The following is a 26692-nucleotide window of genomic DNA, read 5'->3' as shown; positions in this document are numbered from 1 at the left end:
AATCTTGCCGGAGGACGGCGCTTCCGCCTCCGGCAAGGTGCCGGTTAACCTTCGTTATGCATCTCAAGGTTTTCCACTTCGTTCTGACGCTGCACCGCTTTGGCATCGTCATTGCGCAGGGAGTCGAGGAAATCAAGATACTGCTGATCCACGTCTTTGGTAACGTACACGCCGTTAAATACCGAGCATTCAAACTGCTGAATATCCGGGTTCTCGGCGCGTACGGCTTCGATCAGATCGTTCAGATCCTGGAAGATTAGGCCGTCTGCGCCGATGATCTGGCGAATCTCGTCCACTTCACGACCGTGGGCGATCAGCTCGTTGGTGGTGGGCATGTCGATGCCGTAAACGTTCGGGAAGCGAATTTCCGGCGCGGCGGAGGCCAGATACACCTTTTTCGCTCCGGCTTCGCGCGCCATCTCGATAATCTGTTCCGAGGTGGTGCCGCGCACGATGGAATCATCCACCAGAAGGACGTTTTTATCGCGGAACTCCGCGCGGTTGGCGTTCAGCTTGCGGCGCACCGACTTACGGCGCAGCTGCTGACCTGGCATGATGAAAGTACGTCCCACGTAGCGGTTTTTGACAAACCCCTGACGGTACGGCTTACCGAGAATACGGGCAATTTCCAGCGCAATGTCGCAGGAGGTTTCCGGGATGGGGATCACCACGTCGATGTCCAGGTCTTCCCATTCACGGGCGATTTTCTCGCCAAGCTTCGTCCCCATATTGACGCGGGCGCTGTAGACGGAAATCTTGTCAATGAAGGAGTCCGGACGGGCAAAGTAAACGTACTCGAACAGGCACGGGTTGCTGACCGGATTCTCCGCGCACTGGCGGGTAAACAGCTGGCCTTTTTCGGTGATGTATACCGCCTCGCCCGGCGCGACGTCGCGCAGGAATTCAAAGCCCAGCGTATCCAGCGCCACGCTTTCAGACGCCACCATATATTCGGTACGGCCATCACCGATGTCGCGCTTGCCCAGCACCAGCGGACGGATGCCGTTCGGGTCGCGGAAAGCAATCATCCCGTGGCCGATAATCATCGCCACGCAGGCGTAGGCGCCGCGGATCTGGCGGTTAGTGGCGGCAATGGCGGCAAAAATGTTATCGGCTTCCAGCGGATAGTGGCGGAAGTTATCCAGCTCGCTGGCGAAAATGTTAAGCAGAATCTCAGAGTCGGAGGTGGTATTGATATGGCGGCGCTTCTCTTCGAACAGCTTTTTACGCAGCTCATGGGCGTTGGTCAGGTTGCCGTTGTGAGCAAGGGTAATGCCGTACGGCGAGTTGACGTAGAAAGGTTGAGCTTCAGAGGCGCTGGAGCTGCCAGCCGTTGGGTAACGCACATGGCCGATACCCATATTGCCCTGCATACGCTGCATATGGCGGGCTTCAAATACATCGCTCACCAGGCCGTTTGCTTTACGCAAACGGAAGCAGTTGTTCGCATCAATGGTGATGATGCCAGCAGCATCCTGACCACGATGCTGAAGCACCGTTAAGGCATCATAAATCGACTGGTTGACCGGCATAACACCGGCGATACCGACAATACCGCACATACGTCTTTTTCCTCGTTAAGCGACAACCCAATGCTTAAGCCCTGGGCAAGAAACTTGACGAGCTTTGCAGATAGTCAAAGAACCATCTGATGATGAAACTGAACTCCGGGATCAGCCGCGACTGGCTCCAGTCCTCGCTTTTCGACAATCCGGTAAAGGTATCGAGAAAGAACAGAATGGCAGCGACAATCAACACGCCACGCAGAGCGCCAAAACAGATCCCTAACACCCGGTCAGTGCCCGACAAACCGGTTTTCTCAACCAGTTGCCCGACAACGAAGTTGACGACCGCGCCGACGATAAGCGTCGCGATAAACAGCACCGCGATGGCAATCCCGTTTCGAACCAGTTCATCTTCAAAGCCCGAAAACCAGACAGACAGATAAGTGTAGTAATGGCTGGCGACAAAGAAAGCACAACCCCATGTCACCAACGATAACGCTTCACGTACAAAGCCACGGATCAGGCTAACCAGACAGGAAAAACCAATCACCGCGATAATGGCGTAATCAATCCAGACCATATTCGTCCCACGATTTTACGCCCTGCCGTCCTGTTCGGGGCGCATTCTAACAGAAAAAGAAAACGTTTGCGTAGGGATTTCCTTCCCGCGCGTAAATAAAAATGGCGCTGAAAAAATATTCAACGCCATCATCATTTTGCCCCGCCGGGGCATTGCCGGATGGCGGCGTAAACGCCTTATCCGGCCTACGGACACCGTTTGCGGCCATCAGGCAAAAACCTTAGTTCGGGCTGTACCCCATCACTACTCCGCTCAGGCCGGAAAGCTGCTTCAGCTCGCCAAGCGATCCTTTCAGCTTGTCGCGCGAGGCATCCGGCCCGACCAGGATGCGGGTGATTTTACCCTGCACCGGCGTCGACGGCACAGTATATACCCGGTAGCCAGCGCCACGAAGTTTCCCTACGATTTCATTAACCTTATCGGCGTTTTTCAGTGCGCCCAGTTGAACAACGTAAGCTTTGCCCGTCGGCGCAGGTTTCTCCGCCGCTGGTTTTGCCGCCGGAGCAGGCGTAGCCTCAACCTGCGGCTGCGGTTTTGGCTTCAGTTTTTCAACCGGCTTAGGTCTGGGCTGCTCAACAGGCGCTGGCGCGAGATCGGGGTTGTTCGTGGCGGCATAGCGCGACGGATCCAGCGACGGCGCCGCCGCGTCACCAGCCCGCACCTCTTCCGCGGCGCCTTCCGGCGGCTGCGTCGGCAGCGCCTGCGTCGCGGCAGGCATCATGTCCGGCTCGTCGCGATCGCCCGGTTTCGGCACCAGCGGAATGGCGGCAAACTCATCCTGATAATGTTTTTTCTGCCCGTCGAGCAGGCCGGGAAGCACAATGACCCCCAGCGCGACCAGCACAATCGTGCCGACTAAACGATTCTGAAATTTACTCGCCACCGATTCTCCCCGCGTCCATCACTTCCATGACATGTGCTACCGTGTGGAAGGAGCCACACACCAGTACGGTGTCTTCCGGCTTCGCGTCAGCCCGCGCCGCGCGCCAGGCCTGCGCCACGCTGTCATAGACACCACCCTGGCCCAGATGTTCCAGCAGTTGTTCCGCGGTTGCGCCACGCGGCCCCTCCAGCGGAGCACAATACCAGTCGTCGACCACGCTTTTCAACCAGGCCAGCGTTCCCGCAATATCCTTATCGTGTAGCATACCGATAACCGCCAGCACGCGCCCCTGTTTCGGTAACATTTTCAGCCGTCCGGTAAGGTATTCCGCCGCATGAGGATTATGCGCGACATCCAGGATCACCCGCGGGGACTCGCTCACTATCTGAAAGCGTCCGGGTAAAATCGCCCCGGCGATACCGTCGCGAATCGCCTTCTCGCTTAGCGGCAGGCCGCTGGCGCGCAATGCCGCCAGCGCGGTCGCCGCATTCGGCTGTGGCACCTGCGGCAACGGTAAATCGCTTAACGTCCCCTGCGCGTCGCTGAAACGCCAGCCCTCGCCGGTTACCTGATAGCGCCAGTCAACGCCGCAGCGCTGAAGCCAGGCGCCTTTTTCCTGGGCGACGTCCGCAATGGTCGACGGCATTTCCGGTTCACCGACGATAGCCGGTTTTTCCGCCCGGAAAATCCCCGCCTTTTCGCGACCAATGCTTTCGCGATCCGGTCCCAGCCAGTCGGTGTGATCCAGCGCAATGCTGGTCACTACCGCGACGTCGGCATCAACAATGTTGGTGGCGTCCAGCCGACCGCCCAGCCCGACCTCCAGTATCACCACGTCGAGACTGGCCTGTTTAAACAGCCACAGCGCGGATAGGGTGCCGTACTCAAAGTAGGTCAAAGAGATATCGCCGCGCGCCGCTTCGATTTCAGCGAAGGAAGCGGTATGGGCAGATTCAGGCAGTTCATTGCCCTCTATGCGCACCCGCTCGGTATAGCGCACCAGATGCGGCGAGCTGTAAACGCCGACCCTGTAGCCTGCCGCCATCAGCACCGACTCCAGCGTCCGGCAGGTGGTGCCTTTGCCGTTGGTTCCGGCGACGGTAAAGACAAACGGCGCAGGCTTCAGCACGTTCAGCTTCGCCGCCACCTGGCTTATGCGCTCAAGCCCAAGGTCGATGTTTTTGGCGTGCAGATTTTCCAGATAAGAAAGCCACGAGGCCAGGGGCGACGCGGCTTGAGGAATGCGTTTGTTTTCCATGATGCCCGTAATTGGTTACGTTGAGAAAAGCAAAAGGCAGCGCCAGCTGGCCCTGCCCTTTTGTACTCGTCGTCTTTCAGGCTGCAGGCTTGTTGGCTGCTCTCGTTCACCCGAATCATTTGCCTGCGCAAGCTCATCGGGATGAACTCTCTTGCCGCCTACCTGCAACTCGAAATCCATAGAGTAAATGATCAGGCCTCGGGTTCCTGATCCGGTACCGGCGGCACCACCACGCCTTCACGCGGGGCGTCCGGATTCGGCGTCGGCAGGTTCATCAGCTTCGCCAGGATGCTCGCCAGCTTCAGGCGCATTTCCGGACGGCGAACGATCATGTCGATAGCGCCCTTTTCAATCAGGAACTCACTGCGCTGGAATCCCGGCGGCAGTTTTTCACGGACGGTTTGTTCGATAACGCGCGGACCAGCAAAGCCAATCAGCGCTTTCGGCTCGGCGATATTCAGATCGCCCAGCATCGCGAAGCTTGCAGAAACGCCGCCCATGGTCGGGTCGGTCAGCACGGAAATGTACGGCAGACCGCGCTCCTGCATTTTGGCCAGCGCGGCAGAGGTTTTCGCCATCTGCATCAGCGACATCAGCGCTTCCTGCATACGCGCGCCGCCGGAAGCGGAGAAGCACACCAGCGGGCAGTTATCTTCCAGCGCCTGCTCAACGGCGCGGACGAAACGCGCGCCGACGACAGAGCCCATAGAACCGCCCATAAAGGCAAACTCAAACGCCGCGGCGACGACCGGCATACCGTGAAGCGTACCCTTCATGACCACCAGCGCGTCTTTTTCGCCGGTTTCCTTCTGGGCGGAAGCCAGACGATCTTTATACTTCTTGGAGTCGCGGAACTTCAGAATGTCTTTCGGCTCAAGTTCGCTACCCAGCTCCACAAGAGAACCTTCATCCAGCAGACTATGCAGGCGATTACGCGCCGACATGCGCATGTGATGGTCACACTTCGGGCAGACCTCGAGATTACGTTCCAGCTCAGCGCGGTATAAAACCTGACCGCAGCTATCACATTTGGTCCACACCCCTTCAGGAATGCTTGCCTTACGGGTGGGCGTAATGTTGCTTTTAATTCGTTCAATCCAGCTCATTGGTGACCTTTCTGCCTGAACCTTAGTCAGCTTTGTTATAAGGGGCGCATGATGCCATTTTTGCCCCTGACAGACCATGAATGTTGCACATTAAAACATAACAGTCCGAAACTTTGGATAAAAAAGTGGTCGAACCGCTGAGTTAGTTTCTATTTTGTTACACGCGACGCGGCACGCTTATGACGGATGATTTCCACTACCCCCGGCAAAATCGACACCACGATAATACCGACGATCAGTAACTTAAGGTTATCCTGAATCAGCGGAATCGTACCGAAGAAGTAACCGGCATAGATAAACAGCAGTACCCACAGCAGCGCGCCAATCACGTTGTAGACGGCGAAATGGCGATACGACATATGTCCCATTCCCGCCACAAACGGCGCAAACGTCCTGACGATCGGCACAAACCGCGCCAGAATAATGGTTTTGCCGCCGTGTTTTTCATAGAACTGGTGCGTTTTATCGAGATAGCTGCGGCGGAAAATTTTTGAGTCCGGGTTGCTGAACAGCTTCTCGCCGAACAGACGGCCAATAGTGTAGTTCACCGCATCGCCGACAATCGCGGCAATCAGCATCAGCGCCACCATCACATGGACGTTAAGATCGTTAGTGGGCAGCGAGGCCAGCGCGCCAGCGACGAACAACAGCGAATCGCCCGGCAGGAAAGGCGTCACCACCAGACCTGTTTCACAAAATAAAATCAGGAACAAGATGGCGTAAACCCACACGCCATACTCCGCGACCAGTTCCGCCAGGTGCACATCGATGTGCAGGATAAAATCGATGAGAAAGTAAATCAGGTCCATATCTATGCCTTATACGACGCAAATTAGTCCGCCAGAAACAGCGGCCCCATAGGCGGTCTGGGAAGGTCGAACCGATCGGGATAATCCACCGCGACCAGGTACAGCCCTTCCGCTTTCGCCGTTGCCGCTGCAAGCGTTCTGTCCTTTGCCGCTAACAGCTCTGCTATCCAGCTCTCCGGCTGGTGGTGGGCGCCCACTTCCATCAGGCTACCGACGATATTCCTGACCATATGATGTACAAAGGCATTCGCTTTGATATCGACCACCACGTAAGCGCCGTGGCGTGAGACATTAATATGCATCACATTGCGCCACGGCGTGCGCGACTGGCACTGCACGGCGCGAAACGAGGTAAAGTCGTTCTCGCCAATCAGGCACTGCGCCGCGCGGTGCATCCGCTCCGCATCCAGCGGCTCGTAGTAGTGCGTGACGCCCTTTGCTAAAACCGCCGGACGCAACCGATGATTGTAGATGATGTAGCGATAACGGCGAGCCGTGGCGCTAAACCGGGCGTGAAAATCTTCCGGTACAGCTTTCACCCACCGCACCGCAATGTCACCAGGTAAATTCGCATTTACGCCTAACGTCCAGGCGGCGTCCTTACGCAGCGCGCTGGTTTCAAAATGCACCACCTGCCCGGTGCCGTGAACGCCCGCGTCGGTCCGCCCGGCGCAAAAGACGGTAATCGGCTCGTTGGCGACCTGGGAGAGCGCTTTTTCCAGCTTCTCCTGTACGCTGCGCACTTCGTTCTGACGCTGCCAGCCATAATATTTGCTGCCGTCATACTCAACGCCGAGCGCAATTTTATAGACGGGCTGCTGCTGGTCCGACATCAGTACAGATACTCCTGGACCAGTTTTTCGGCGATTTTCACCGCCATCAGCGCGCCGCCAAAGCGCACATTATCGGCCACCGACCAGAACTGCACCTGCTCCGGCATTCCGTAATCATTGCGTACGCAGCCCACGGAAAGCTGAGGATTGCCGGAGGCGTCGCCTACCTGCGTCGGGAAATCGCTCTCTTCCGACAGCACAATATCTTCGCCGCGGGTAAAGGCGTCACGCGCTTCCTCTGCCGCCAGCGGGCGCAGCGCTTCAAAGGCCACCATCTGCGCGTGACCGTAAAAGACCGGCGACTGCACGACGCTTGCGGAGATCATCAGCCCGTCATCCTGCATGATTTTGCGCACTTCATCGACAATACGCCGTTCTTCACGCACGCTGCCCTCTCTGTCCGGCAGCAGCGGCAGCATATTGAACGCCAGCTGGCGACCAAAGAAATCGTCCTCATCAATCGGCATACCGTTCAGCAGCTTCGCGCTCTGCCCGGCCAGCGCGTCCACCGCCTTTTTACCCTGCGCGGAAGCGGAGAGCAGGCTGGTCACGCTGATACGGGAAAGGCCGCCCTGGTCGATCAACGGCTTCAGCGCCGCCAGCAGTTGGCTGGTCAGGCTGTCAGGCACAGCTATCACATTGCGGTTACGGTAGTCCGCCAGCACAAACGGGTTAACCTCCGGCACCACCAGCGGCACGTCCGGCTCCAGAGCGAACAGGCCGCTGGAATCAATCACCAGGCAGCCCGCGTTGGTCGCCTCCTCAACCCAGGCCGCCGTGGCTTCCGCCCCGGCGACGAAAAAGGCCAGCTGCGCCTGCGTCCAGTCGAATTCCGCCGCGTCCTGCACCATCACAGACTTACCGGCAAAACGCAGATACTCGCCTGCGCTTTCAGGTCGCGCCAGCGCGTAGATTTCACCGACCGGGAACTGGCGTTCAGCCAGCGTTTCAAGCAGCGCTTCGCCAACGGCGCCCGTAGCGCCGAGGATGGCAATATTCCAGCCTTCAGACATGGTGATTTACTCCAGAAATAGCAAAGCTCCCCGCAGCAGGCAGGGAGCGACAAAGAGAATGTTAACGAGCCGGGTGATGAACGGCGTTAAAACCGAGCTGATGCAGCAGCGCGGCGGCGCTGGCGTCGTCGCACATGACATACAGTGACGACCATTCGCGGCGCTCAAGGTAATTCTTACGCAGTTTATCGAATTCACCCGGGATCCCGGCGACTTTACGCAGCGGCGCATCGTCGCGGCGCACATCATACACTAAATGCGCCAGTCTTTTCAGCGTCGGCTGATCTAACGGGCCATGCAGCGTAATGCGGCCAAATTCCGGGGCGGGAAGCAGCGTATCAAGGGCAACATGCTGAGCGCGGCCAATAAAGGCGCTATAAGCTTCAAAAACCTGGGTGGTGCCGCGCGCTTTGCCTTCGAGCGTATAGCCTGCAATATGCGGGGTGCCGATATCCACTTTACCGAGCAGTTCCACATTGAGCTCCGGTTCCCCTTCCCAGACGTCCAGCACCACGCTTAACGCCTGGCCCGCCTTCAGGCGCGCCAGCAGCGCCGCGTTATCGACAACCGGCCCGCGGCAGGCGTTAATCAGAATAGCGCCGGGTTTCAGGCGAGCGATTAACGCCTCATCGGCCAGGTGCAAAGTGCGGTACGGCCCGTCCTTAAACAGCGGCGTGTGGAAGGTCAGAATATCCGCTTCCCGCACCAGCTCGCCCAGCGCGCGAAAATCGCCCTCGTCCCCACGATCCGCGCGCGGCGGATCGCACAGCAGCGTACGCACGCCGAACGCCTCCAGACGCGCCTGTAAACGGCTACCGACGTTGCCAACGCCGACAATCCCGACTGTACGATCGCGCAGAGCGAATCCGTCACGTTCCGCCAGCATCAATAGCGCGGAAAATACGTATTCAACTACCGCAATCGCGTTGCAGCCAGGCGCGGCTGAAAAACCGATCCCCGCCTGCGCCAGCCAGTCGTCGTCAACATGATCGGTGCCCGCCGTCGCCGTTCCGACAAACTTCACCGGCTTGCCGGCCAGCAGCGCTTCGTTCACTTTGGTGACTGACCGCACCATCAGGGCGTCCGCGTCATCCAGTTCGCCAACCGGGATGGGACGGCCTGCAACCGCTTTAACCTCGCCCAGACGACTAAACAATTCGCGGGCATAGGGCATATTTTCATCAACGAGAATTTTCACGTCTGTCGTACCTGTTTGAGAACGAGAGTTAACCGGGCAAGTGTGCCATAATCTGGCCGCCAGGCATACTTTGCAAAGATTGATGGTTTAAGGATAAGTAATGATGCACCCCATTTCCGGTACTCCCGCGCGCCCTCCCGGCGGCGAAGAACGCCCCGTCGCCTCCCCGGCTGGCGAACAGCCGCTCTCCACGCAGCAGCGGACGGTACTGGAGCGACTGATCACCCGCCTGATCTCCCTGACGCAGCAGCAAAGCGCGGAAGTGTGGGCCGGAATGAAACACGATCTCGGCGTAAAGAGCGATACCCCGCTGTTGTCGCGCCATTTCCCCGCCGCTGAGCAGAACCTGAACCAGCGTCTGGACGTCGCCCGGCAAAATCACGCCAACCGGCAGGTGCTTTCCCAGCTCACCGAATTATTGAGCCAGGGGAATAACCGTCAGGCGGTGAGCGATTTTGTCCGCCAGCAGTACGGCCAGAGCGCGCTGAGCCAGCTTACGCCGGACCAGCTGAAAAATGTGCTGACGCTGCTCCAGCAGGGCCAGCTGTCGATCCCCCAGCCGCAGCAGCGCCCGGCGACGGACCGTCCGTTACTGCCCGCCGAGCACAATACCCTGAACCAGCTGGTGACCAGACTGGCCGCGGCGACCGGGGAATCGGGCAAGCAGATCTGGCAATCTATGCTGGAGCTTTCCGGGGTGAAAAGCGGCGAGCTGATCCCGGCGAAACATTTCACCCATCTCTCCACTTGGCTACAGGCGCGTCAGACCCTCAGCCAGCAGCACGCCCCGACTCTGCAATCGTTACAGGCGGCGTTAAAACAGCCGCTGGAGCCAGCGGAACAGACGTCGTTAAAAGAGTATGCCTGGCAAACGTACCAGCTTCAGCCACAGACGGTGCTGACCGCCGCTCAGGTTCTGGATCTGCTGAATCAGGTTTTTCTGCGCCGCGTTGAACGGGACAAAGAGCTGAACGATCCGCGCCATCTGCAGCCGATCTACAGCCCGTTTACCCCGGTGTTTGAAACCATCAAAGCCGCCACCGCCCGTCCCGGCCTGCTGTTCGTGGCGCTTCTGGTGGCGCTATTGATTTTCTGGCTGGTGGTTTAACCGCGGCGAAACGACAGCAGCGTTACCGCAATCCCCAACACGGCGGAAATCGCCCCCGCAAGGAAGACCGACGGATAGCCACAGGATGTGGCCAGCAGTCCGGCCAGCGGGCCGGTCACGGCGTAGGAGATATCCTGAAAGGCGGCGTACCCGCCCAGCGCCGTCCCGCGCACCTGCGACGGGACGCGTTTGACCACTTCCACCCCCAGCGCCGGGAAGATGAGCGAACATCCGGCCCCGGTTAGCGCCGCGCCCGCCATCGCCATCCACGCCGTCGGCGCCAGCCACAGCAGCGCCAGCCCGACGGTTTCCAGCAGCAGCGAGACGATAGCCACCCTGACGCCGCCGAAGCGATCCGGCATCCAGCCAAACAGCACGCGCATCAGAACAAACGCACCGCCAAACGCGGTCAGGGTAAAGCCTGCCATCGCCCAGCCGTGGCTGACGAAATAAAGTGAGATAAAGGTGCCGATAACCGCAAAACCCACTCCCTGCAACGCCAGCCCCACTCCGGGTTTCCAGATAAGCCCCACCACGCTCCACAGCGACGGACGCTCCCCGCTCTGCGCGGGCACTTTACGCACCGTGCCGTTAAATAGCCACGCCAGCAGCGGCAGCGCCATCGTGGTTCCGGCCAGCGCCGCAAAACCAAAATGGCTGTGGATCAGCAATCCCAGCGGCGCACCCGCCGCCAGCGCGCCGTATATCGCCATTCCATTCCATGACATCACCTTACCGGAACGCGCCGGTCCCACCAGCCCCAGCCCCCAGGTCAGGGTCCCGGTGAGCAGCTGACTTTCACCAAAACCGAGGATCAGCCGCCCGGCGATCAGCAGCGCAAATTTGATCGGCGCGGAAACCGGCAGTAATGCCGCCAGCAGCCATGCGCCGCCCGCCAGCGCGCAGGCGAACATGCCCTGTAGCGCCGAACGCTTGCCACCGTACTGATCGGCAAGGCGTCCGGCATAGCCGCGCGTCAGCACGGTAGCCAGAAATTGAATACCTACGGCAATACCTACCATCGTATTGCCATAGCCCAGTTCATGATGGACAAAAAGCGGAATGACCGGCAGCGGCAGCCCGACCGTCATATAGGTCAGAAACACCGCAAAGGCGATACGGAAAAGCGAGAAACTGGCAGAAGGCGTTTTTTCTGTTTGAACTACAGCAGCCATGCATGACCCCAAAAAACAGAGCAAAAAGGGAGCTGTTAGCTCCCCTTGAGAATGACCAGGCGCAGGCGGATAGCGGTATAACGCCTATCCGGCCCGGAACCGCAAATTATGCTTTCAGCTTGCGCATCACCAGCGTGGCGTTGGTGCCGCCAAAGCCGAAGCTGTTGGACATCACGGTGGTCAGTTCACGCTCGGTGGTTTCGGTGACAATGTTCAGACCCGCCGCCTGCTCGTCCATCTCTTCGATGTTGATGCTGGGCGCGATAAAGCCGTGTTCCAGCATCAGCAGCGAGTAAATGGCTTCCTGTACGCCAGCGGCGCCCAGAGAGTGGCCGGTCATCGCTTTGGTGGCCGAGATAGCCGGGCTGTTATCGCCGAACACTTCACGGATAGCACCCAGTTCTTTCACGTCGCCAACCGGCGTGGAGGTGCCGTGGGAGTTGAGGTAGTCGATCGGAGAATCAACGCCGTGCATCGCCATCTGCATACAGCGCACCGCGCCTTCGCCAGACGGAGCGACCATATCCGCGCCATCGGAGGTTGCGCCGTAGCCAACGATCTCCGCATAGATGCGCGCGCCGCGCGCCAGCGCGTGTTCCAGCTCTTCAACCACCACCATACCGCCGCCGCCTGCGATAATAAAACCGTCGCGGTGCGCGTCATAGGTGCGGGAAGCCTTAGCCGGCTGGTCGTTGTATTTGGTGGACAGCGCGCCCATCGCGTCGAATTCACAGGCCATTTCCCAGCCCAGCTCTTCGCCGCCGCCAGCAAACACGATGTCCTGTTTACCCAGTTGAATCTGCTCTACCGCGTTGCCGATGCAGTGCGCGGAGGTCGCGCAGGCGGAGCTGATGGAGTAGTTGACGCCATGGATTTTAAACGGCGTGGCGAGGCAAGCGGAAACCGCTGACCCCATCGCCTTGGTGACCACATACGGGCCAACCGCTTTCAGGCCGCGCGGGCTACGCATAGCGTCAGCGCCGAAGACCTGCGCTTTTGAAGAGCCGCCGGAACCGGCAATCAGGCCAACGCGCGGGTTGTTCTGATAGACCTCTTCGCTCAGGCCCGCGTCAGCAATGGCCTGCTGCATGGAAAGATAGGCATAAATAGAGGCATCGTTCATGAAACGAACCACTTTACGGTCGATCAAACCGGTGGTGTCCAGTTTAACGTTACCCCATACGTGGCTACGCATCCCCGCATCTTTAAACTCTTCAGAGAAGGTGATCCCGGAGCGTCCTTCACGCAGAGATGCCAGGACTTCCTGCTGGTTATTACCGATGCTGGAAACGATGCCCAGGCCAGTAATCACTGCACGTTTCATTCAATACCTCTGTAAGTCGCACTATTGTAAGTTTCGACTGGCACAATAGCGTACACTTGTACGCCGAACAAGTCCGATCAGCCAATTTCTGCCGAAATTTGCGCCGCCATGCACACATCGCTAAGATCGTGGCACCACCTGTCAGACGAGTAACTTACGTGAAACAAAATGCCATACAACCTGCCAACCTCGAATTCAACGCTGAGGGTACACCTGTTTCCCGAGATTTCGACGATGTGTACTTTTCTAATGATAATGGCCTGGAAGAGACGCGTTACGTCTTTCTCGGCGGCAACCGGATTACAGAACGTTTTCCGGAACATTCCGATCCGCTTTTTGTGGTAGCAGAGAGCGGATTCGGCACGGGCCTCAATTTTCTGACTCTCTGGCAGGCGTTCGCCGCGTTTCGCGCCAGTCATCCCGACGCGACGCTGCAAAGATTACATTTTATCAGTTTCGAAAAATTCCCTTTAAGCCATGATGATCTGGTCGCCGCGCATCAGCACTGGCCGGAACTGGCGGATTTCGCCCGGCAATTGCATACGCAGTGGCCGCTACCGCTGGCGGGCTGTCATCGTCTGCTGCTGGATGAAGGGCGCGTGACGCTCGATCTGTGGTTTGGCGATATTAACGCCCTCACCGCTCAACTGGATGACAGCCTGAACCAGAAAGTGGATGCCTGGTTTCTCGACGGCTTCGCCCCCGCCAAAAATCCGGATATGTGGACGCCGCAGCTGTTTAACGCGATGGCGCGTCTGGCGCGTCCGGGCGGCACGCTGGCGACTTTCACCTCCGCAGGCTTTGTCCGCCGCGGCCTACAGGACGCCGGATTTACCATTGAGAAATGCAAAGGTTTTGGCCGCAAGCGCGAGATGCTGCGCGGAGTGATGGCGCAGACGCCCGCGCCTGTCGCCAGGACGCCGTGGTTTGCGCGCTGCGGCAGCGAAAAGCGCGAAGCGGCGATCGTCGGCGGCGGTATCGCCAGCGCCCTGCTCGCGCTGGCGCTGCTGCGTCGCGGCTGGCAGGTGACGCTCTGTTGCGCCGATGAGAAGCCCGCGCAGGGCGCATCGGGAAACCGTCAGGGCGCGCTTTATCCCCTGCTCAGCAAGCACGATGCGGCGATTAACCAGTTTTTCCCCGCCGCCTTTACCTTCGCCCGCCGCCTGTACGACGCCCTGCCCGTCGCTTACGATCGTGACTGGTGCGGCGTCACGCAACTTGGCTGGGACGAGAAAAGCCAGCATAAAATCGCCCAGATGCTGTCGCTGGAACTGCCCGCCGCGCTGGCGCAGGCGGTTGATAGCGAGCAGGCGCAGACGCTTACCGGCGTGGACACCGGCTGCGCAGGCATCACCTATCCACAAGGCGGCTGGCTGTGTCCGGCGCAGCTGACTGCCGCACTGCTGGCGCTGGCCGAACGGCAGGGGCTACAGACCCACTATCAGAAAAAGCTTCAGGCCCTGACCCGCACGGACAACGGCTGGAATTTGCGCTTTGCCGACGGCAGCGATGCGGAACATAGCGTGGTGGCGCTGGCGAACGGCCACGCCATTAACCGCTTTACGCAAACGCAGGCACTACCGGTCTACTCCGTCGGCGGCCAGGTCAGCCATATCCCGACTACGCCCGCGCTCTGTGCGCTACGTCAGGTGCTGTGCTATGACGGTTATCTCACGCCGCAGAATCCGGCAAATCAGCACCACTGCATTGGCGCCAGCTATCATCGCGGCAGCGAAGAAACGCACTATCGTGAGGACGATCAGCAGCAGAACCGCCAGCGGCTGATTGACTGTTTCCCGACGGCGGAGTGGGCGAAAGAGGTGGACGTCAGCGGCAAAGCGGCGCGCTGCGGCGTGCGATGCGCTACCCGCGACCATTTACCGATGGTCGGCAACGTGCCGGATTACCACGCCACGCTGACGCAGTACGCTGATTTAGCGGACAACCCAACCTCTGCGGCCAGCGCTCCGGTGTATGACGATCTCTTTATGCTCGGCGCGCTGGGGTCGCGGGGGCTGTGTTCAGCGCCGCTGTGCGCGGAAATTCTGGCGGCGCAGATGAGCAATGAGCCCATCCCGATGGATGCCGACACGCTGGCGGCGTTAAATCCGAATCGCCTGTGGGTGAGGAAGTTGCTGAAGGGGAAAGCGGTGAAATAAGGGCTCGCTAAATCGCAGGCCGGATAAGACGCCAGGCGTCGCCATCCGGCATATCCGTCGTTAGTTGGCCGTTGCCTTGCGGAACAGGGTGTCCCACATCGCTTTGACTAACGTCTGATCGCTCGGTGAAAGTTCCCCCGCGCCGATCGCTTTCTCAAGACTGTTGGTCACGCTGGCGTATACCGCCTCAGCGGAATGGTCGTCTGCGCCTTCCAGCTCCGCGACGGCTAACGTCAGGTGGCCACGCAAATAACCGCTGGCAAACAGTTCATCGTCGCTGGCATGTTCTACCATGTCGTCGATTAATGCCAGAATGTGTGATTCAAACTCCGCGATCATCTTCTTTCCTCATTTGTAAACGTGGCGCTGGCTTTAGTTTAGCGCTTCCGGCCACGGGAACTGTTCCGCCTTAAGTTCGGGCGTGTGATAATAATTCTGTAACGCTTTGATAAAACGCGCCGGTCGTTCAGGGATGCCGTTTTCCAGATACTCCATCACCTGCGCATGGACCCGCCGCTGAAACAGCACGCGGTCCGGTTCGAAATCGCCTTCCAGGTTGTCGCAGCTGACGTTAAACGGATACCCCGCCGCCACGCAGAACAGCCAGTCAAACGCCTGCGGCTTGACCTCCACATCCTCAAACCTGCTTTGCGTCGCGGCATCGCGACCGTCCGGGCAGTACCAGTAGCCAAAATCGACCAGCTCGCGGCGCGCTTTACCGGCAATGCACCAGTGCGATATTTCATGCAGGGCGCTGGCGTAAAAGCCGTGCGCAAAGACGATCCGGTTATAAGGTACTTCGGCATCTGCGGGAAGATAGATCGGTTCGTCGTCGCCTTTAATCAGACGGGTATTAAAATCGTCGGCAAAGCAGCCGTTAAAAATCTCGATTAGCTGTTGGTAGTGGTGTGTACTGTTCATGAGTTCATCCCCAGCCAGTGGAGAATCTCCTGTCCATGGTTATCATAAAGAAGCCTGGCGCTCATCACCGCCGAAACGATGACAATCATTGGCCGAATCAGCTTTTGTCCTTTGCTCAGCACCAGCCGGGACCCCATACGCGCGCCGAGGAACTGCCCGATCAGCATCACAAAACCGGTCGCCCAGATCACTTTCCCGCCAATCATAAACAGCAGCAGGCCGCCGATATTCGACGTGGCGTTCAGCACCTTGGCGTGGGCGGTGGATTTGGCGAGGTTATAGCCGCACAGCGTGACAAACGCCAGCGCGTAAAACGACCCGGCCGCCGGTCCGAAAAAGCCGTCGTAAAAGCCCACGCAGCCGCCAGCAATCAGCGCAAACGGCAAACCGTACAGGCGACGCTGGCGATCGTCTTCGCCGAGTTTCGGCATCAATAAAAAGTACAGGCCGATGCAGATCACCAGCACCGGAAGGATTTGGCGCAGCACCTCCGCCTGCACGTGCTGCACCAGCAGCGCGCCGCTCATCGAACCGATAAAGGTCATGGCGATGTTGAGCTTCTGATCGGCGAGATTCACCACCTTGCGGCGGATGAAATAAACGGAGGCGGAAATTGAGCCGCCGCAGGCCTGCAGTTTATTGGTCGCCAGCGCATGAGCGGGCGACATCCCCGCCGCCATCAGCGCGGGGATGGTCAGCAGACCGCCGCCCCCCGCCAGCGAGTCGATAAATCCAGCCAGCATTGCAACAAAAAACAGCACAACCAACAGCAGTGGAGAGACCATAAACAGGTCGGCGAAATTATCCATTAGAGTACATGCTCATCCAGTAGCGCCTGGCAGGAAGGCGGCAACGGAGGCGGTGTCTTCTTCTCAGGCTTGGTGGTTCCAGGTTTCGGGGGTTCAAACCAGCTTTGCAGCTCAGCGCCGCAGCCGTCGCCCGCAGACGGTAAAGGCTGTTCTTCGCACTCCAGGCTGTCGGCAGGGCAACGTAATCGTACATGCATATGCGCGCGATGCTGGAACCAGGGGCGCACTTTACGCAACCAGTCGCGATCGGTTCCGGCGTCAAGGCAAAGCTGCTGTTTAATTGCCGGATTCACGAAGATGCGCGTCACCTCGCTATCCTGCGCCGCCAGCTTGATCAGGCTGGCGATTTCCGCTTTCCACAGCGAGGGAACGACATGCCTGCCGTCGCGGGCGACCAAATCCAGCGCCTGCGGGCGCAGCAGCTGCGCCGACGTCCAGCGCGTTTTCGGCAGTTGCAGGAAAATGTCGACATCCAGACCGGTCTGGTGGCTGGCGTGACCGCCGTTAAAGCGTCCGCCTGCCGGCATCCCCATATCGCCAACCAGCACTGTTCCCAGCCCCAGATTGCTGACCTGGGCGCTGAGTCGCTGAATAAACCTCACCAGATCGGGGTGGCCGAAATAGCGGCGCTGATCGGTACGCATTACCTGGTAGTGTTCCGACTGCACGGGAAGCGCGTCCGCGCCGATAATACAGCCGTTGGAAAAGCTGCCAATCGACTGCGCGCTGCCCGGTATGGGCTGGGTTATTTTCTGCCACGGCGTCGCCGCCAGGCTGACGCTGCTGGCAAGCAGAGCCAGCAGCGCAATCGCGGTTTTTTTCATCTCTTACCAGCGTGGAATATCCGTTGTCACATCCGCATTTTGCGCCCGCTGGCGCAGCAGGTGATCCATCAGCACGATCGCCAGCATCGCTTCAGCGATCGGCACGGCGCGGATCCCGACGCACGGATCGTGACGGCCTTTGGTGATCATCTCAACTTCTTCGCCAGCGCGGTTAATGGTGCGACCCGGCACGGTAATACTGGAGGTTGGCTTCAGCGCCATGTGCGCGACAATCTGCTGTCCGCTGCTGATCCCGCCCAGAATGCCGCCCGCGTGGTTGCTCTGAAAGCCCTGGGCCGTAATTTCATCGCGGTTCTGGCTGCCGCGTAGCGCCACCACGCCGAAACCATCGCCAATCTCAACGCCTTTCACCGCGTTGATGCTCATCAGCGCGTGGGCGATGTCGGCATCGAGGCGATCAAAGACCGGTTCGCCTAAGCCTGCCGGTACGCCGCTGGCTACCACGGTCACTTTTGCGCCGATGGAGTCGCCCTCTTTTTTCAGCGCCCGCATCAGCTCGTCCAGCGCCTCGATTTTGTCCGGATCCGCGCAGAAAAAGGGGTTCTGTTCAACCTGATCCCACTCTTTTATCGCCAGCGGAATGTCGCCCATTTGGGTCAGGCAGCCCTGGATTTTGACGCCGAACTTTTGCGCCAGATATTTTTTGGCAATCGCGCCCGCCGCCACGCGCATCGCCGTTTCACGCGCGGAAGAACGCCCGCCGCCGCGGTAGTCGCGCAGGCCGTATTTCTGTTCGTAGGTGTAGTCGGCGTGACCGGGACGAAAGACATCCTTAATGGCGCTATAGTCCTGCGAACGCTGATCGGTATTTTCAATCAGCAGGCCGATGCTGGTGCCGGTGGTAACGCCGTCAAACACGCCGGAGAGAATTTTTACCCGATCCGGTTCGCGACGCTGGGTGGTGTAGCGTGAGGTGCCCGGGCGACGTCTGTCGAGATCGTGCTGCAAATCCGCTTCGGTGAGCGGAATGCCCGGCGGCACGCCGTCGACGACGCACCCGAGCGCCAGCCCGTGCGATTCGCCGAAGGTAGTGACACGAAAGAGTTGTCCTATTGTATTTCCTGCCATTGCGGTTCCGTTGTTGTCGTTGTTGTAGGTATTAATCTTTGTAGATGCTGAAGTGCTCGCGGGCGGCGAGCAGCTCGGCTTTGGTCAGCATAAAGACGCCGTCGCCGCCGTTATTGAATTCCAGCCAGGTAAACGGCACGTCCGGATACTGTTCCATCAGATGTACCATGCTGTTACCCACTTCACAAATCAGAATACCGTTATCAGACAGGTAGTCCGGCGCATTGCCCAGAATACGGCGCGTGAGCTTCAGGCCGTCGGAGCCTGACGCCAGGCCCAGTTCCGGCTCATGGCGATACTCATTTGGCAGATCGGACATATCTTCCGCATCGACATACGGCGGGTTGGTGACAATCAGGTCATACTGAACTTTTGGCAGATCGCGGAACAGATCGGAACGAATCGGCGTGACGTGATGGATCAATCCATGCTCTTCAATATTGTGTTCGGTGACGGCCAGCGCATCGGTAGAGATATCAACCGCGTCAACTTCCGCCTCCGGGAAGGCGTAGGCACAGGCGATGGCGATACAGCCGCTGCCGGTACACATATCGAGAATGTGGTGCGGCTGTTCGCTAATCAGCCCTGCAAAACGGTTGTTGATCAGCTCGCCAATCGGCGAGCGCGGCACCAGCACGCGTTCATCGACATAAAACTCATGGCCGCAGAACCAGGCTTTATTCGTCAGGTAGGCCACCGGGATGCGTTCGTTAACGCGGCGGATCACGCGCTCAACGATACGGTGGCGTTCGCTGGAGGTCAGGCGCGCGGTGCGCATATCTTCCGGAATATCCAGCGGCAGATAGAGTGACGGCAGCACCAGCTGCACGGCTTCGTCCCACGGGTTATCGGTGCCGTGACCATACCAGATATTGGCCGCGCTAAAACGGCTGACCGCCCAACGCAACATGTCCTGAATGGTATGCAGATCATTTACTGCTTCATCAACGAAAATTTTATCCACCTGTCCCTCCAGGGCATGTACGCAATAATTTCGGCGGCTAGTTTGCCACGAAGCCAGCGATAAATCAGCATTCACGCAGGGGTCCGGCGCGAAAATTGCGTTTTCCGCATTCGTATCCCCGCGGAGTCGGGTAAACTAACGGAAAATGAAAAATGAGACAGCAGAATGAAAAAGAAAACATCGCTCAGCGAGGAGGATCAGGCGCTGTTCCGGCAATTGATGACCGGCACCCGCCAAATTAAACAGGACACCATTGTTCATCGTCCGCAGCGCAAAAAAATCAGCGAAGTGCCGGTAAAACGCCTTCTGTCGGAGCAGGCGGACGCCAGCCACTATTTCTCAGACGAATTTCAGCCGCTGCTGAATACTGAGGGTCCGGTGAAATACGTGCGCCCCGACGTCAGCCATTTTGAACTGAAAAAACTGCGCCGCGGCGACTATTCGCCGGAACTGTTCCTCGACCTGCATGGTCTGACGCAGCTTCAGGCGAAACAGGAGCTGGGCGCGCTGATTGCCGCCTGCCGTCGCGAACATGTCTTTTGCGCCTGCGTGATGCACGGTCACGGCAGACACGTTCTGAAACAGCAAACGCCGCTGTGGCTGGCGCAGCATCCGCATATTATGGCCTTCCATCAGGCACCAAAAGAGTACGGCGGCGACGCCGCGCTGCTGGTACTGGTTGAGGTGGAGGAGTGGCAGCCGCCGGAGCTGCCTTAAGCGCTGTGGCTTGCCGGATGGCGGCGCAAGCGTCTAATCCGGCCTGCAAACGTCCCGTCGCAGGCCGGGCAAAGCGGAGCGCCGTCAGGCATTGATTAAATCGCTTTCGCCATTTTGAGGTTGCATGGGCTCATCTGCCAGTTGAAAACCCCTTTCCCGCTTTCATCAAGCGTGACGCTGGCAATCGCCGAGGTGGTAAACATAGGCGGCGTTTCGCCCGGGCAGAGTTCAGAAACCAGGTAGCCCACCAGCGGCAGGTGAGAGATCACCAGCGCGGAAGAGACTCCTTCATTCGCCAGCGCCTGGAGATAAGCGCTGACCAGACCTACATCGCCGCAGGGCGTCAGTTCCGGCAGAACATCAACGTTTGTTGGCAGGCTGATACACTCCCCTACCTCATCCAACGTTTGCTCGGCTCGCAGGAACGGGCTTACCAGAACACGTTCGATAGCCACTTTTTGACCTTTCAGCCAGTTCGCCATGAGGCGCGATTCATCACAACCACAGACGGTCAGAGGACGAACCGAATCACTGGCGGCGTCGAGGGCCGCGTCGCCGTGACGCATGATAAAAACTTGCATATTGCACCGCTTTTGTTAACCAGAATCACCCGCACGACAGCCAGAACCGGAACAACCGGTGGCTGAAATGCGGTGGCCGGCATTGTGCCTTATCCGTTCACCGAATGAAACGCTGTTTTTTACCTCAATGGCGTAAGTATAGTCAATCCGTGTTTACAATTTGACCAACTCGCGACCATCCGGTACGGATTTACCTTACATTTGACCCTATTATTTCGGGTCAGTTGCATCTGTTTTCCAGAAACTTTCACCCCGCTCCGCCATCTGCAACAACGCCTCGCACGGCGCGAACCGTGGACCGTACTGCGAAGCCAGGCGCTGCAATACCGCAACCACTTCACCCGCGCCGAGAGAATCCATGTAACGGAACGGGCCGCCGAGAAACGGCGGAAAACCGATACCAAACACCGCGCCAATGTCGCCATCGCGCGCGCTGCGGATCACCTGCTCATCAAAGCAGCGCGCCGCCTCATTGAGCATTAACATTACGCATCGTTCGGCCATCTGGCGGGCGGAAAGCCTGCCCTGCCCGGATGCCCCGATAAGCGTATAAATTGCCGGATCCGCCTGTTTTTTGCTTTTACGCCCTTTTGCGCCGTAAAGATAGAAACCGCGACCATTTTTTCTGCCTTTGCGATCGTCATTCAAAATTGATGTAACAACATTTGCAGGGGCGCTAAAACGCTCGCCATAGGCGGCCTCAAGGACAGGTATAATTTTAGTGCCGGTGTCGATTCCGACCTCATCCAAAAGTTGGATCGGCCCGACCGGAAAACCAAATTTCACCAGCGCGTCGTCAATCTGCTCCACCCGTTCGCCTTCGGTCAACATCCGGATGGCTTCGTTGATATAAGGGGCCAGAATACGGTTTACATAGAACCCGGCCTTATCCTGCACCACGATGGGCGTTTTGCCCTGTTTTTTCGCCAGCTTAACCGTGGTGGCGATAGTTTTTCCGGAGGTGGAAGCATGGGGAATCACCTCCACCAGCGGCATTTTTTCAACCGGGCTGAAAAAGTGCAGACCAATCACCTGTTCAGGTCTGGCGGCATTAGCGGCAATATCGCTAATCGGTAAAGATGAGGTGTTGGAGGCAAAAATGGTATGAGGCGCGCAGTTTTGCTCAACTTCCGCCACCATCCGTTGTTTTAACGCCAAATCTTCAAATACCGCTTCAATAATAACGTCGCGGCGGGAAAAACCACGATAGTCCGTGGCGCCTGAAATCAGCGCCAGCTGTTTATCCCGCTCACTGGCTTTGATATGGCGGCGGCGCACCTTCGTTTCAAGCTGATCCCAGCTGTATTTCAGCGCATGATTAATCCCTTTCGCGTCAATATCTTTAATGCGAACTGGCAAGCCGCCTTTACAGGCCGTGACGTAGGCAATACCGCCGCCCATTAATCCCCCGCCTAACACGCCAACGCTGGCAAGCGGCCCGGCAGATTCAGCGCTGCCTGGATCTTTTTTCACATCCGTACTGGCAAAGAAAATGGCGCGCAGCGCGCGCGATTGCGGCGACATCGCCAGTTCGCCAAATGCGCGGGCTTCCGCCTCATAGCCACTGCTGACGCCCTGCGCCAGCCCGGTTTCAATGACCTGCAAAATGCGTTCGGCGGCAGGATAATTACCGTGGGTCTTGTGTTGCGTTTTCTTGCCAGCCATACGGAACAGCAGCGCGCGGCCAAGCGGCCCCGCCAGAACCCGCTCGCGCACCGGCAGCGGACGGTGCTCGGTTCGATCCTGCTTCGCCCGTTCGACAGCAGCCTCCAGCAGGATTGAGCGCGGAACCACCTCGTCCACCAGTCCAATTTTTAACGCCTGCTTTGCCCGCAGCTGTTTACCGCTGAGGATCATATCCAGCGCCGTACTGACGCCTACCAGACGCGGCAACCGCTGGGTACCGCCGGAACCGGGCAGCAGTCCAAGCTGTACCTCCGGCAGACCGAGCACCGTTTTCTTGTCGTCGGTACAGATTCGCGCGTGGCAGGCCAGCGCCAGTTCCAGACCGCCGCCCAAGCAGGGGCCGTGTATGGCGGCGACAACCGGCACCGAAAGCGCGTTGATTTCCGCCATTAACTGCTGCCCCTGACGAGCCAACGCCTGCGCCTCTTCCGCGCTGGCGCAGTTGCCGATCATGTTGATATCCGCGCCGGCGATAAAGTTGTCCGCTTTGGCGGAAATAAACACCACGCCGCGCAGCTCGCGGTTGTCGCGAAGCTGTTTCAGAATAGCGCGCACCTGGCTGGCAAACTCCGCTTTCAGGGTGTTCATCTTCTCATCCGGAACGTCAATGGCGATAACCGCAACGTTGTCCGGACGCAGGTTAAGCGTAAACGCCGATCTCATGTCCATTAATCCGCCTCCAGAACCATTGCCGCACCCAGACCGCCCGCCGCGCAGGCGGTGACTAAACCAAAACCGCCTCCCCGACGGCGTAATTCGCGCAGGGTTTGGGTGATCATCCGCGCGCCGGTCGCGGCAAACGGATGTCCGTAGGCAATGGAACCGCCAAGTACGTTGAATTTGCTGTCATCAACCTCGCCGGTGGCGTGGGAACGCCCCAATACCTCACGGGCGAAGCGCTCGCTTGCCAGCAGCTGAAGATTGGCCAGCGTCTGGGCGGCAAAGGCTTCGTGCATATCAATCAGCGTCAGATCGCTCAGGGTTAATCCGGCGCGTTCCAGCGCCAGCGGCGTTGACCAAGCCGGACCCAGCAGCATGTCCTGCCAGACGTCAATGGCGGTAAAGGCGTAGCTGCGCAAATAGCCGAGCGGGATAAGCCCCAGCTCTTTTGCGCGGGATTCAGTCATCAGGATCACCGCCGCCGCGCCGTCCGTCAGCGGCGTACTGTTAGCGGCGGTCACCGTACCGTGCCGGCGATCAAAGGCCGGACGCAGCCTGGCATAATCGGCAAGCGTCGAATTGCCGCGAATATTGTTATCCTCAGACAGCGGCGCTTTATACGGCGGCGTCCAGGCCGTCATCACCTCGTCGTTCAGTTTTCCGTCGGCCCAAGCCTGCGCGGCGCGCTGGTGCGAGCGATGCGCCAGCGCATCCTGCTCCTCGCGGGTAATGCCGTAGGTTTTTGCCATCTGTTCGGCGGTATCGCCCATCCGCAGGCCGGTCGAGTATTCAGCGACGGCGGGCGGCACGGGCAACAGATCGCGCAGACGCAGACGGGAAAAGAGCTTCAGACGTTGCCCCATCGTGCGGGCTTTATTGGCATCGACCAGCACCCGCGCCAGCTTTTTGCTGACGCCAATCGGCAGCACGGAAGAGGAGTCCGCGCCGCCGGCGATACCGGCGCGGATAGTGCCGGCCATCAGGCTTTCCGCCACGTTAGCCACCGCCTGAAAGCTGGTCGCGCAGGCCCGACTCACGCTGTAGGCATCGGTATGGACGCTCATTCCTGTTCCCAGCACAATTTCACGGGCAATATTCGGCGCTTCCGGCATCTGCACAACCTGGCCAAACACCAGTTGTTCGATAACATCAGCGGGAATTTCGCTGCGCGCCAGCAGTTCGCCAACCACCATTTTTCCGAGATCGACGGCGGGAATGCCATGATAAGCGGTAGCCTGGCGGGCAAAGGGGGTACGTAAACCGCTCACAATAGCGATGCGATCGCCCTGACGGGTGACCAGCGGTAAAGCCTGACTCATAACACTCCCCTGTAAAAATAAAATAAGTGGTCTGACCTGATCACAGTCTTAACCAATTTTTTACATTTAGCCAAGCAGAGGGCGATGAAAGTGAGAGCTACGACACACTCAGTAATGGCGGGAAAAAAAGGAACTACCCCGACAGAAGCGCGTCGGGGCAGAGAAAGGCGGGATTAACGCAGACCCAGCTGGAAGATCAGCGTTTCGGCTTCGCAGGCAAAAACAAAATCGATATCCAGGCGCACGCCGTCAGACTCTTCGGTAAAGGTCGGGGTGATCTGGCAAGGCTCAGATTCCACGTTACGCGCCTTTTCGGTCAGCGCCGCCAGCGTTTCTTCAGCTTCTGCGCGGTTAGCGAACACACGGCTGTATGACGCGGTGCAATCGGAGTTGTCCATGATGGTACCAACATCCATACAGCAGCAAACCGGGGTTTCATCAGCACTGCATTTACTCATTGTAGATTTCCTCTGTATTCGCACCCAGGGTGCCAGATAAACGATGGGGATATTTTACGCCCCCGACTTTCGCCTCTCCAGCGGTTAATTATGCAAAATGAGAGAAGTGACCGAAATCACACTTAAAAATGATCTAAAACAAATTTCACCCAAACGGTTGATGAGAGACCCCGGCAAATTTGCCAGCTGGATCGCGTTTCTGAGATCACAATTGAAAAAACTTATAAACATACTTGCAACATATTAGCTGGTCAGACCTATACTCTCGCCACTGGTCTGATTTCCAAGTCGTACCGCAGACCCTACACTTCGCGCTCCTGTTACAGCATGTAACATAGTTTGTATAAAAATAAATCATGAGGTTATGGTCATGAGCCAGAAAACCCTGTTTACAAAGTCTGCTCTCGCAGTCGCAGTGGCACTTATCTCCACCCAGGCCTGGTCTGCAGGCTTTCAGCTAAACGAATTTTCTTCCTCTGGTCTTGGCCGGGCCTATTCCGGGGAAGGCGCAATCGCTGACGATGCGGGTAACGTCAGTCGCAACCCGGCGCTGATCACCATGTTCGACCGTCCGACCTTCTCTGGCGGCGCAATTTTTGTCGATCCGGACGTGGATATTTCCGGTCGCTCGCGCATCGGTAACGACGCCAGCCAGGACAACATCGCGCCGACGGCATGGGTGCCGAACCTGCACTTTGTGGCTCCCATTAACGATCAGTTCGGTTGGGGAGCGTCCGTCACCTCTAACTATGGTCTGGCGACCGAGTTTAATAATACTTACGCCGCAGGCTCGATGGGCGGGAAAACCGATCTGGAAACCCTTAACCTGAACCTGAGCGGCGCCTATCGCCTGAATAATCACTTCAGCTTCGGCCTCGGCTTTAACGCCGTGTATGCCAAAGCGAAACTTGAGCGCTATGCGGGCGACCTGCCGCAGCAGATCGTCGCAGGCTCCGGCGGCCTGATTCCTCCTGCGCTGGCTGCTCAGTATCCGGCCGACACGCAGATTGCGCGTCTGAAGGGCGACGAGTGGGGCTTCGGCTGGAACGCCGGTATCCTTTACGAAGTGGATAAAGACAACCGCTACGGCTTCACCTACCGCTCGGAAGTGAAAGTCGACTTCGACGGCGATTACCGCAGCAGTCTGCCGTCAATGGATCGTATTCCGCCGCAGCTGCGCCCGGTATTCGCCAGCCTGCCTGCCGGTACCAACGGCGGTACGATCGACGGCTCACTTAACCTGAACCTGCCGGAAATGTGGGAAGTTTCAGGTTACAACCGCGTTGCGCCGCAGTGGGCGGTTCACTACAGCATGGCGTATACCAGCTGGAGTCAGTTCGAAGAGCTGAAAGCGAAAAACAACAACGGCCAGACGCTGTTCTATAAAGAAGAAGGCTTTAAGGATTCCTATCGCATCGCGTTGGGGACAACTTACTACTACGACGATACCTGGACATTCCGTACCGGTATCGCCTTCGATGACAGCCCGGTTCCGGCTAACCGTCGCTCCATCTCCATTCCGGACCAGGACCGCTTCTGGCTGAGCGCAGGCGCAACCTACGCCTTTAATAAGGATGCTTCGGTCGATGTCGGCGTCTCTTATATGCACGGTCAAAAAGTTAAATTCGAAGAAGGCCCGTACTCTTTCGAATCTGAAGGTAAGGCCTGGCTGTACGGTATGAACCTCAACTACGCGTTCTGATAGTTCAGATG

Annotated in this window: 25 protein-coding genes; 4 read left to right on the top strand and 21 right to left on the bottom strand. The window is 58.2% G+C overall.

The genetic code is table 11. From position 1 onward, the window contains the following. Window positions 1-44 precede the first annotated feature (44 nt). The 9 genes from purF to pdxB form a co-directional block, all read right to left on the bottom strand. On the bottom strand, window positions 45-1562 hold the full coding sequence (gene purF, locus K7R23_RS12875) for an amidophosphoribosyltransferase (protein WP_012906885.1): 1518 nt from the start codon (window positions 1560-1562) through the stop codon (window positions 45-47). Between the two features lie 34 nt (window positions 1563-1596). Further along, a complete protein-coding gene (cvpA, locus tag K7R23_RS12870; RefSeq protein WP_012906886.1) occupies window positions 1597-2085 on the bottom strand; it encodes a colicin V production protein in 489 nt (162 codons plus the stop codon). A 220-nt stretch (window positions 2086-2305) separates the two neighbouring features. Continuing rightward, window positions 2306-2968, bottom strand: coding sequence for a cell division protein DedD (gene dedD / locus K7R23_RS12865; RefSeq protein ID WP_012906888.1), 663 nt, complete (start codon window positions 2966-2968; stop codon window positions 2306-2308). Next, complete coding sequence (gene folC, locus K7R23_RS12860) at window positions 2958-4226, bottom strand: bifunctional tetrahydrofolate synthase/dihydrofolate synthase (protein WP_012906889.1); 1269 nt, start codon at window positions 4224-4226, stop codon at window positions 2958-2960. Before folC ends, dedD begins: the two co-directional genes overlap by 11 nt. Before the next feature lie 191 nt (window positions 4227-4417). Continuing rightward, window positions 4418-5332, bottom strand: a complete 915-nt coding sequence (gene accD, locus K7R23_RS12855) for an acetyl-CoA carboxylase, carboxyltransferase subunit beta (RefSeq protein WP_012906890.1) — start codon at window positions 5330-5332, stop codon at window positions 4418-4420. Between the two features lie 149 nt (window positions 5333-5481). Then, on the bottom strand, window positions 5482-6141 hold the full coding sequence (locus K7R23_RS12850; RefSeq protein ID WP_012906891.1) for a DedA family protein: 660 nt from the start codon (window positions 6139-6141) through the stop codon (window positions 5482-5484). Between the two features lie 23 nt (window positions 6142-6164). Beyond that, complete coding sequence (gene truA, locus K7R23_RS12845) at window positions 6165-6974, bottom strand: tRNA pseudouridine(38-40) synthase TruA (RefSeq protein ID WP_012906892.1); 810 nt, start codon at window positions 6972-6974, stop codon at window positions 6165-6167. After that, window positions 6974-7987, bottom strand: a complete 1014-nt coding sequence (locus K7R23_RS12840) for an aspartate-semialdehyde dehydrogenase (protein ID WP_012906893.1) — start codon at window positions 7985-7987, stop codon at window positions 6974-6976. The genes truA and K7R23_RS12840 overlap by 1 nt, the downstream gene beginning before the upstream one ends. Before the next feature lie 61 nt (window positions 7988-8048). Continuing rightward, entirely contained in the window at window positions 8049-9185 is a 1137-nt protein-coding gene (gene pdxB / locus K7R23_RS12835) for a 4-phosphoerythronate dehydrogenase PdxB (protein WP_012906894.1), read from the bottom strand. A 103-nt stretch (window positions 9186-9288) separates the two neighbouring features. On the opposite strand from pdxB, the gene flk reads away from it, so the two are divergent. Next, window positions 9289-10293, top strand: a complete 1005-nt coding sequence (gene flk / locus K7R23_RS12830) for a flagella biosynthesis regulator Flk (RefSeq protein WP_024132812.1) — start codon at window positions 9289-9291, stop codon at window positions 10291-10293. Here the strand turns inward: flk and K7R23_RS12825 are convergent. Continuing rightward, complete coding sequence (locus tag K7R23_RS12825) at window positions 10290-11468, bottom strand: MFS transporter (RefSeq protein WP_012906896.1); 1179 nt, start codon at window positions 11466-11468, stop codon at window positions 10290-10292. The genes flk and K7R23_RS12825 overlap by 4 nt on opposite strands. A 106-nt stretch (window positions 11469-11574) precedes the next feature. Further along, on the bottom strand, window positions 11575-12792 hold the full coding sequence (fabB, locus tag K7R23_RS12820; protein WP_012906897.1) for a beta-ketoacyl-ACP synthase I: 1218 nt from the start codon (window positions 12790-12792) through the stop codon (window positions 11575-11577). A gap of 158 nt (window positions 12793-12950) precedes the next feature. Between fabB and mnmC the strand changes: the two genes are divergently transcribed. Then, window positions 12951-14951 carry a bifunctional tRNA (5-methylaminomethyl-2-thiouridine)(34)-methyltransferase MnmC2/FAD-dependent 5-carboxymethylaminomethyl-2-thiouridine(34) oxidoreductase MnmC1 gene (gene mnmC / locus K7R23_RS12815; protein WP_012906898.1) on the top strand — a complete coding sequence of 667 codons (2001 nt, stop codon included), beginning with the start codon at window positions 12951-12953 and terminating at the stop codon, window positions 14949-14951. Window positions 14952-15011: 60 nt separating this feature from the next. Here mnmC and K7R23_RS12810 read toward each other — a convergent pair whose 3' ends face one another. Genes K7R23_RS12810 through prmB form a run of 6 tightly spaced genes read right to left on the bottom strand, consistent with a single transcriptional unit; the run spans window position 15012 to window position 19558 of the window. Then, a complete protein-coding gene (locus K7R23_RS12810) occupies window positions 15012-15290 on the bottom strand; it encodes a YfcL family protein (RefSeq protein ID WP_012906899.1) in 279 nt (92 codons plus the stop codon). A 33-nt stretch (window positions 15291-15323) separates the two neighbouring features. Continuing rightward, window positions 15324-15872, bottom strand: coding sequence for an elongation factor P hydroxylase (gene epmC, locus K7R23_RS12805; RefSeq protein WP_012906900.1), 549 nt, complete (start codon window positions 15870-15872; stop codon window positions 15324-15326). Continuing rightward, entirely contained in the window at window positions 15869-16681 is an 813-nt protein-coding gene (locus K7R23_RS12800; protein WP_012906901.1) for a sulfite exporter TauE/SafE family protein, read from the bottom strand. Before K7R23_RS12800 ends, epmC begins: the two co-directional genes overlap by 4 nt. Further along, on the bottom strand, window positions 16681-17505 hold the full coding sequence (gene mepA, locus K7R23_RS12795; RefSeq protein ID WP_012906902.1) for a penicillin-insensitive murein endopeptidase: 825 nt from the start codon (window positions 17503-17505) through the stop codon (window positions 16681-16683). The genes K7R23_RS12800 and mepA overlap by 1 nt, the downstream gene beginning before the upstream one ends. Window positions 17506-17508: 3 nt before the next feature. Continuing rightward, window positions 17509-18594, bottom strand: coding sequence for a chorismate synthase (gene aroC, locus K7R23_RS12790; RefSeq protein WP_012906903.1), 1086 nt, complete (start codon window positions 18592-18594; stop codon window positions 17509-17511). Between the two features lie 31 nt (window positions 18595-18625). Further along, window positions 18626-19558: a 50S ribosomal protein L3 N(5)-glutamine methyltransferase gene (gene prmB / locus K7R23_RS12785; RefSeq protein ID WP_012906904.1), complete on the bottom strand. Its 933-nt coding sequence runs from the start codon at window positions 19556-19558 to the stop codon at window positions 18626-18628. 165 nt (window positions 19559-19723) lie between these two features. On the opposite strand from prmB, the gene smrB reads away from it, so the two are divergent. Next, window positions 19724-20275: an endonuclease SmrB gene (gene smrB / locus K7R23_RS12780; protein WP_012906905.1), complete on the top strand. Its 552-nt coding sequence runs from the start codon at window positions 19724-19726 to the stop codon at window positions 20273-20275. Between the two features lie 95 nt (window positions 20276-20370). On the opposite strand, the gene sixA is transcribed toward smrB, so the two are convergent. The 4 genes from sixA to K7R23_RS12760 form a co-directional block, all read right to left on the bottom strand. Beyond that, window positions 20371-20856 carry a phosphohistidine phosphatase SixA gene (gene sixA / locus K7R23_RS12775; protein WP_012906906.1) on the bottom strand — a complete coding sequence of 162 codons (486 nt, stop codon included), beginning with the start codon at window positions 20854-20856 and terminating at the stop codon, window positions 20371-20373. Window positions 20857-21066: 210 nt separating this feature from the next. Continuing rightward, the gene (gene fadJ / locus K7R23_RS12770; protein ID WP_012906907.1) at window positions 21067-23211 is read right to left on the bottom strand and encodes a fatty acid oxidation complex subunit alpha FadJ; all 2145 of its coding nucleotides are present in this window, start codon (window positions 23209-23211) and stop codon (window positions 21067-21069) included. Beyond that, a complete protein-coding gene (gene fadI / locus K7R23_RS12765) occupies window positions 23211-24521 on the bottom strand; it encodes an acetyl-CoA C-acyltransferase FadI (RefSeq protein WP_012906908.1) in 1311 nt (436 codons plus the stop codon). The genes fadJ and fadI overlap by 1 nt, the downstream gene beginning before the upstream one ends. Window positions 24522-24694: 173 nt before the next feature. After that, a complete protein-coding gene (locus tag K7R23_RS12760; protein ID WP_024132813.1) occupies window positions 24695-24979 on the bottom strand; it encodes a YfcZ/YiiS family protein in 285 nt (94 codons plus the stop codon). A gap of 370 nt (window positions 24980-25349) precedes the next feature. Between K7R23_RS12760 and fadL the strand changes: the two genes are divergently transcribed. After that, complete coding sequence (gene fadL / locus K7R23_RS12755) at window positions 25350-26681, top strand: long-chain fatty acid transporter FadL (protein WP_024132814.1); 1332 nt, start codon at window positions 25350-25352, stop codon at window positions 26679-26681. The last annotated feature ends 11 nt before the right edge of the window (window positions 26682-26692 follow it).

Source organism: Citrobacter rodentium NBRC 105723 = DSM 16636, from assembly GCF_021278985.1.
Classification (GTDB): Bacteria; Pseudomonadota; Gammaproteobacteria; order Enterobacterales; family Enterobacteriaceae; genus Citrobacter_A; species Citrobacter_A rodentium.
Note: the sequence above shows the minus strand (reverse complement) of the source record. Positions and strands in the feature narration are given on the sequence as shown.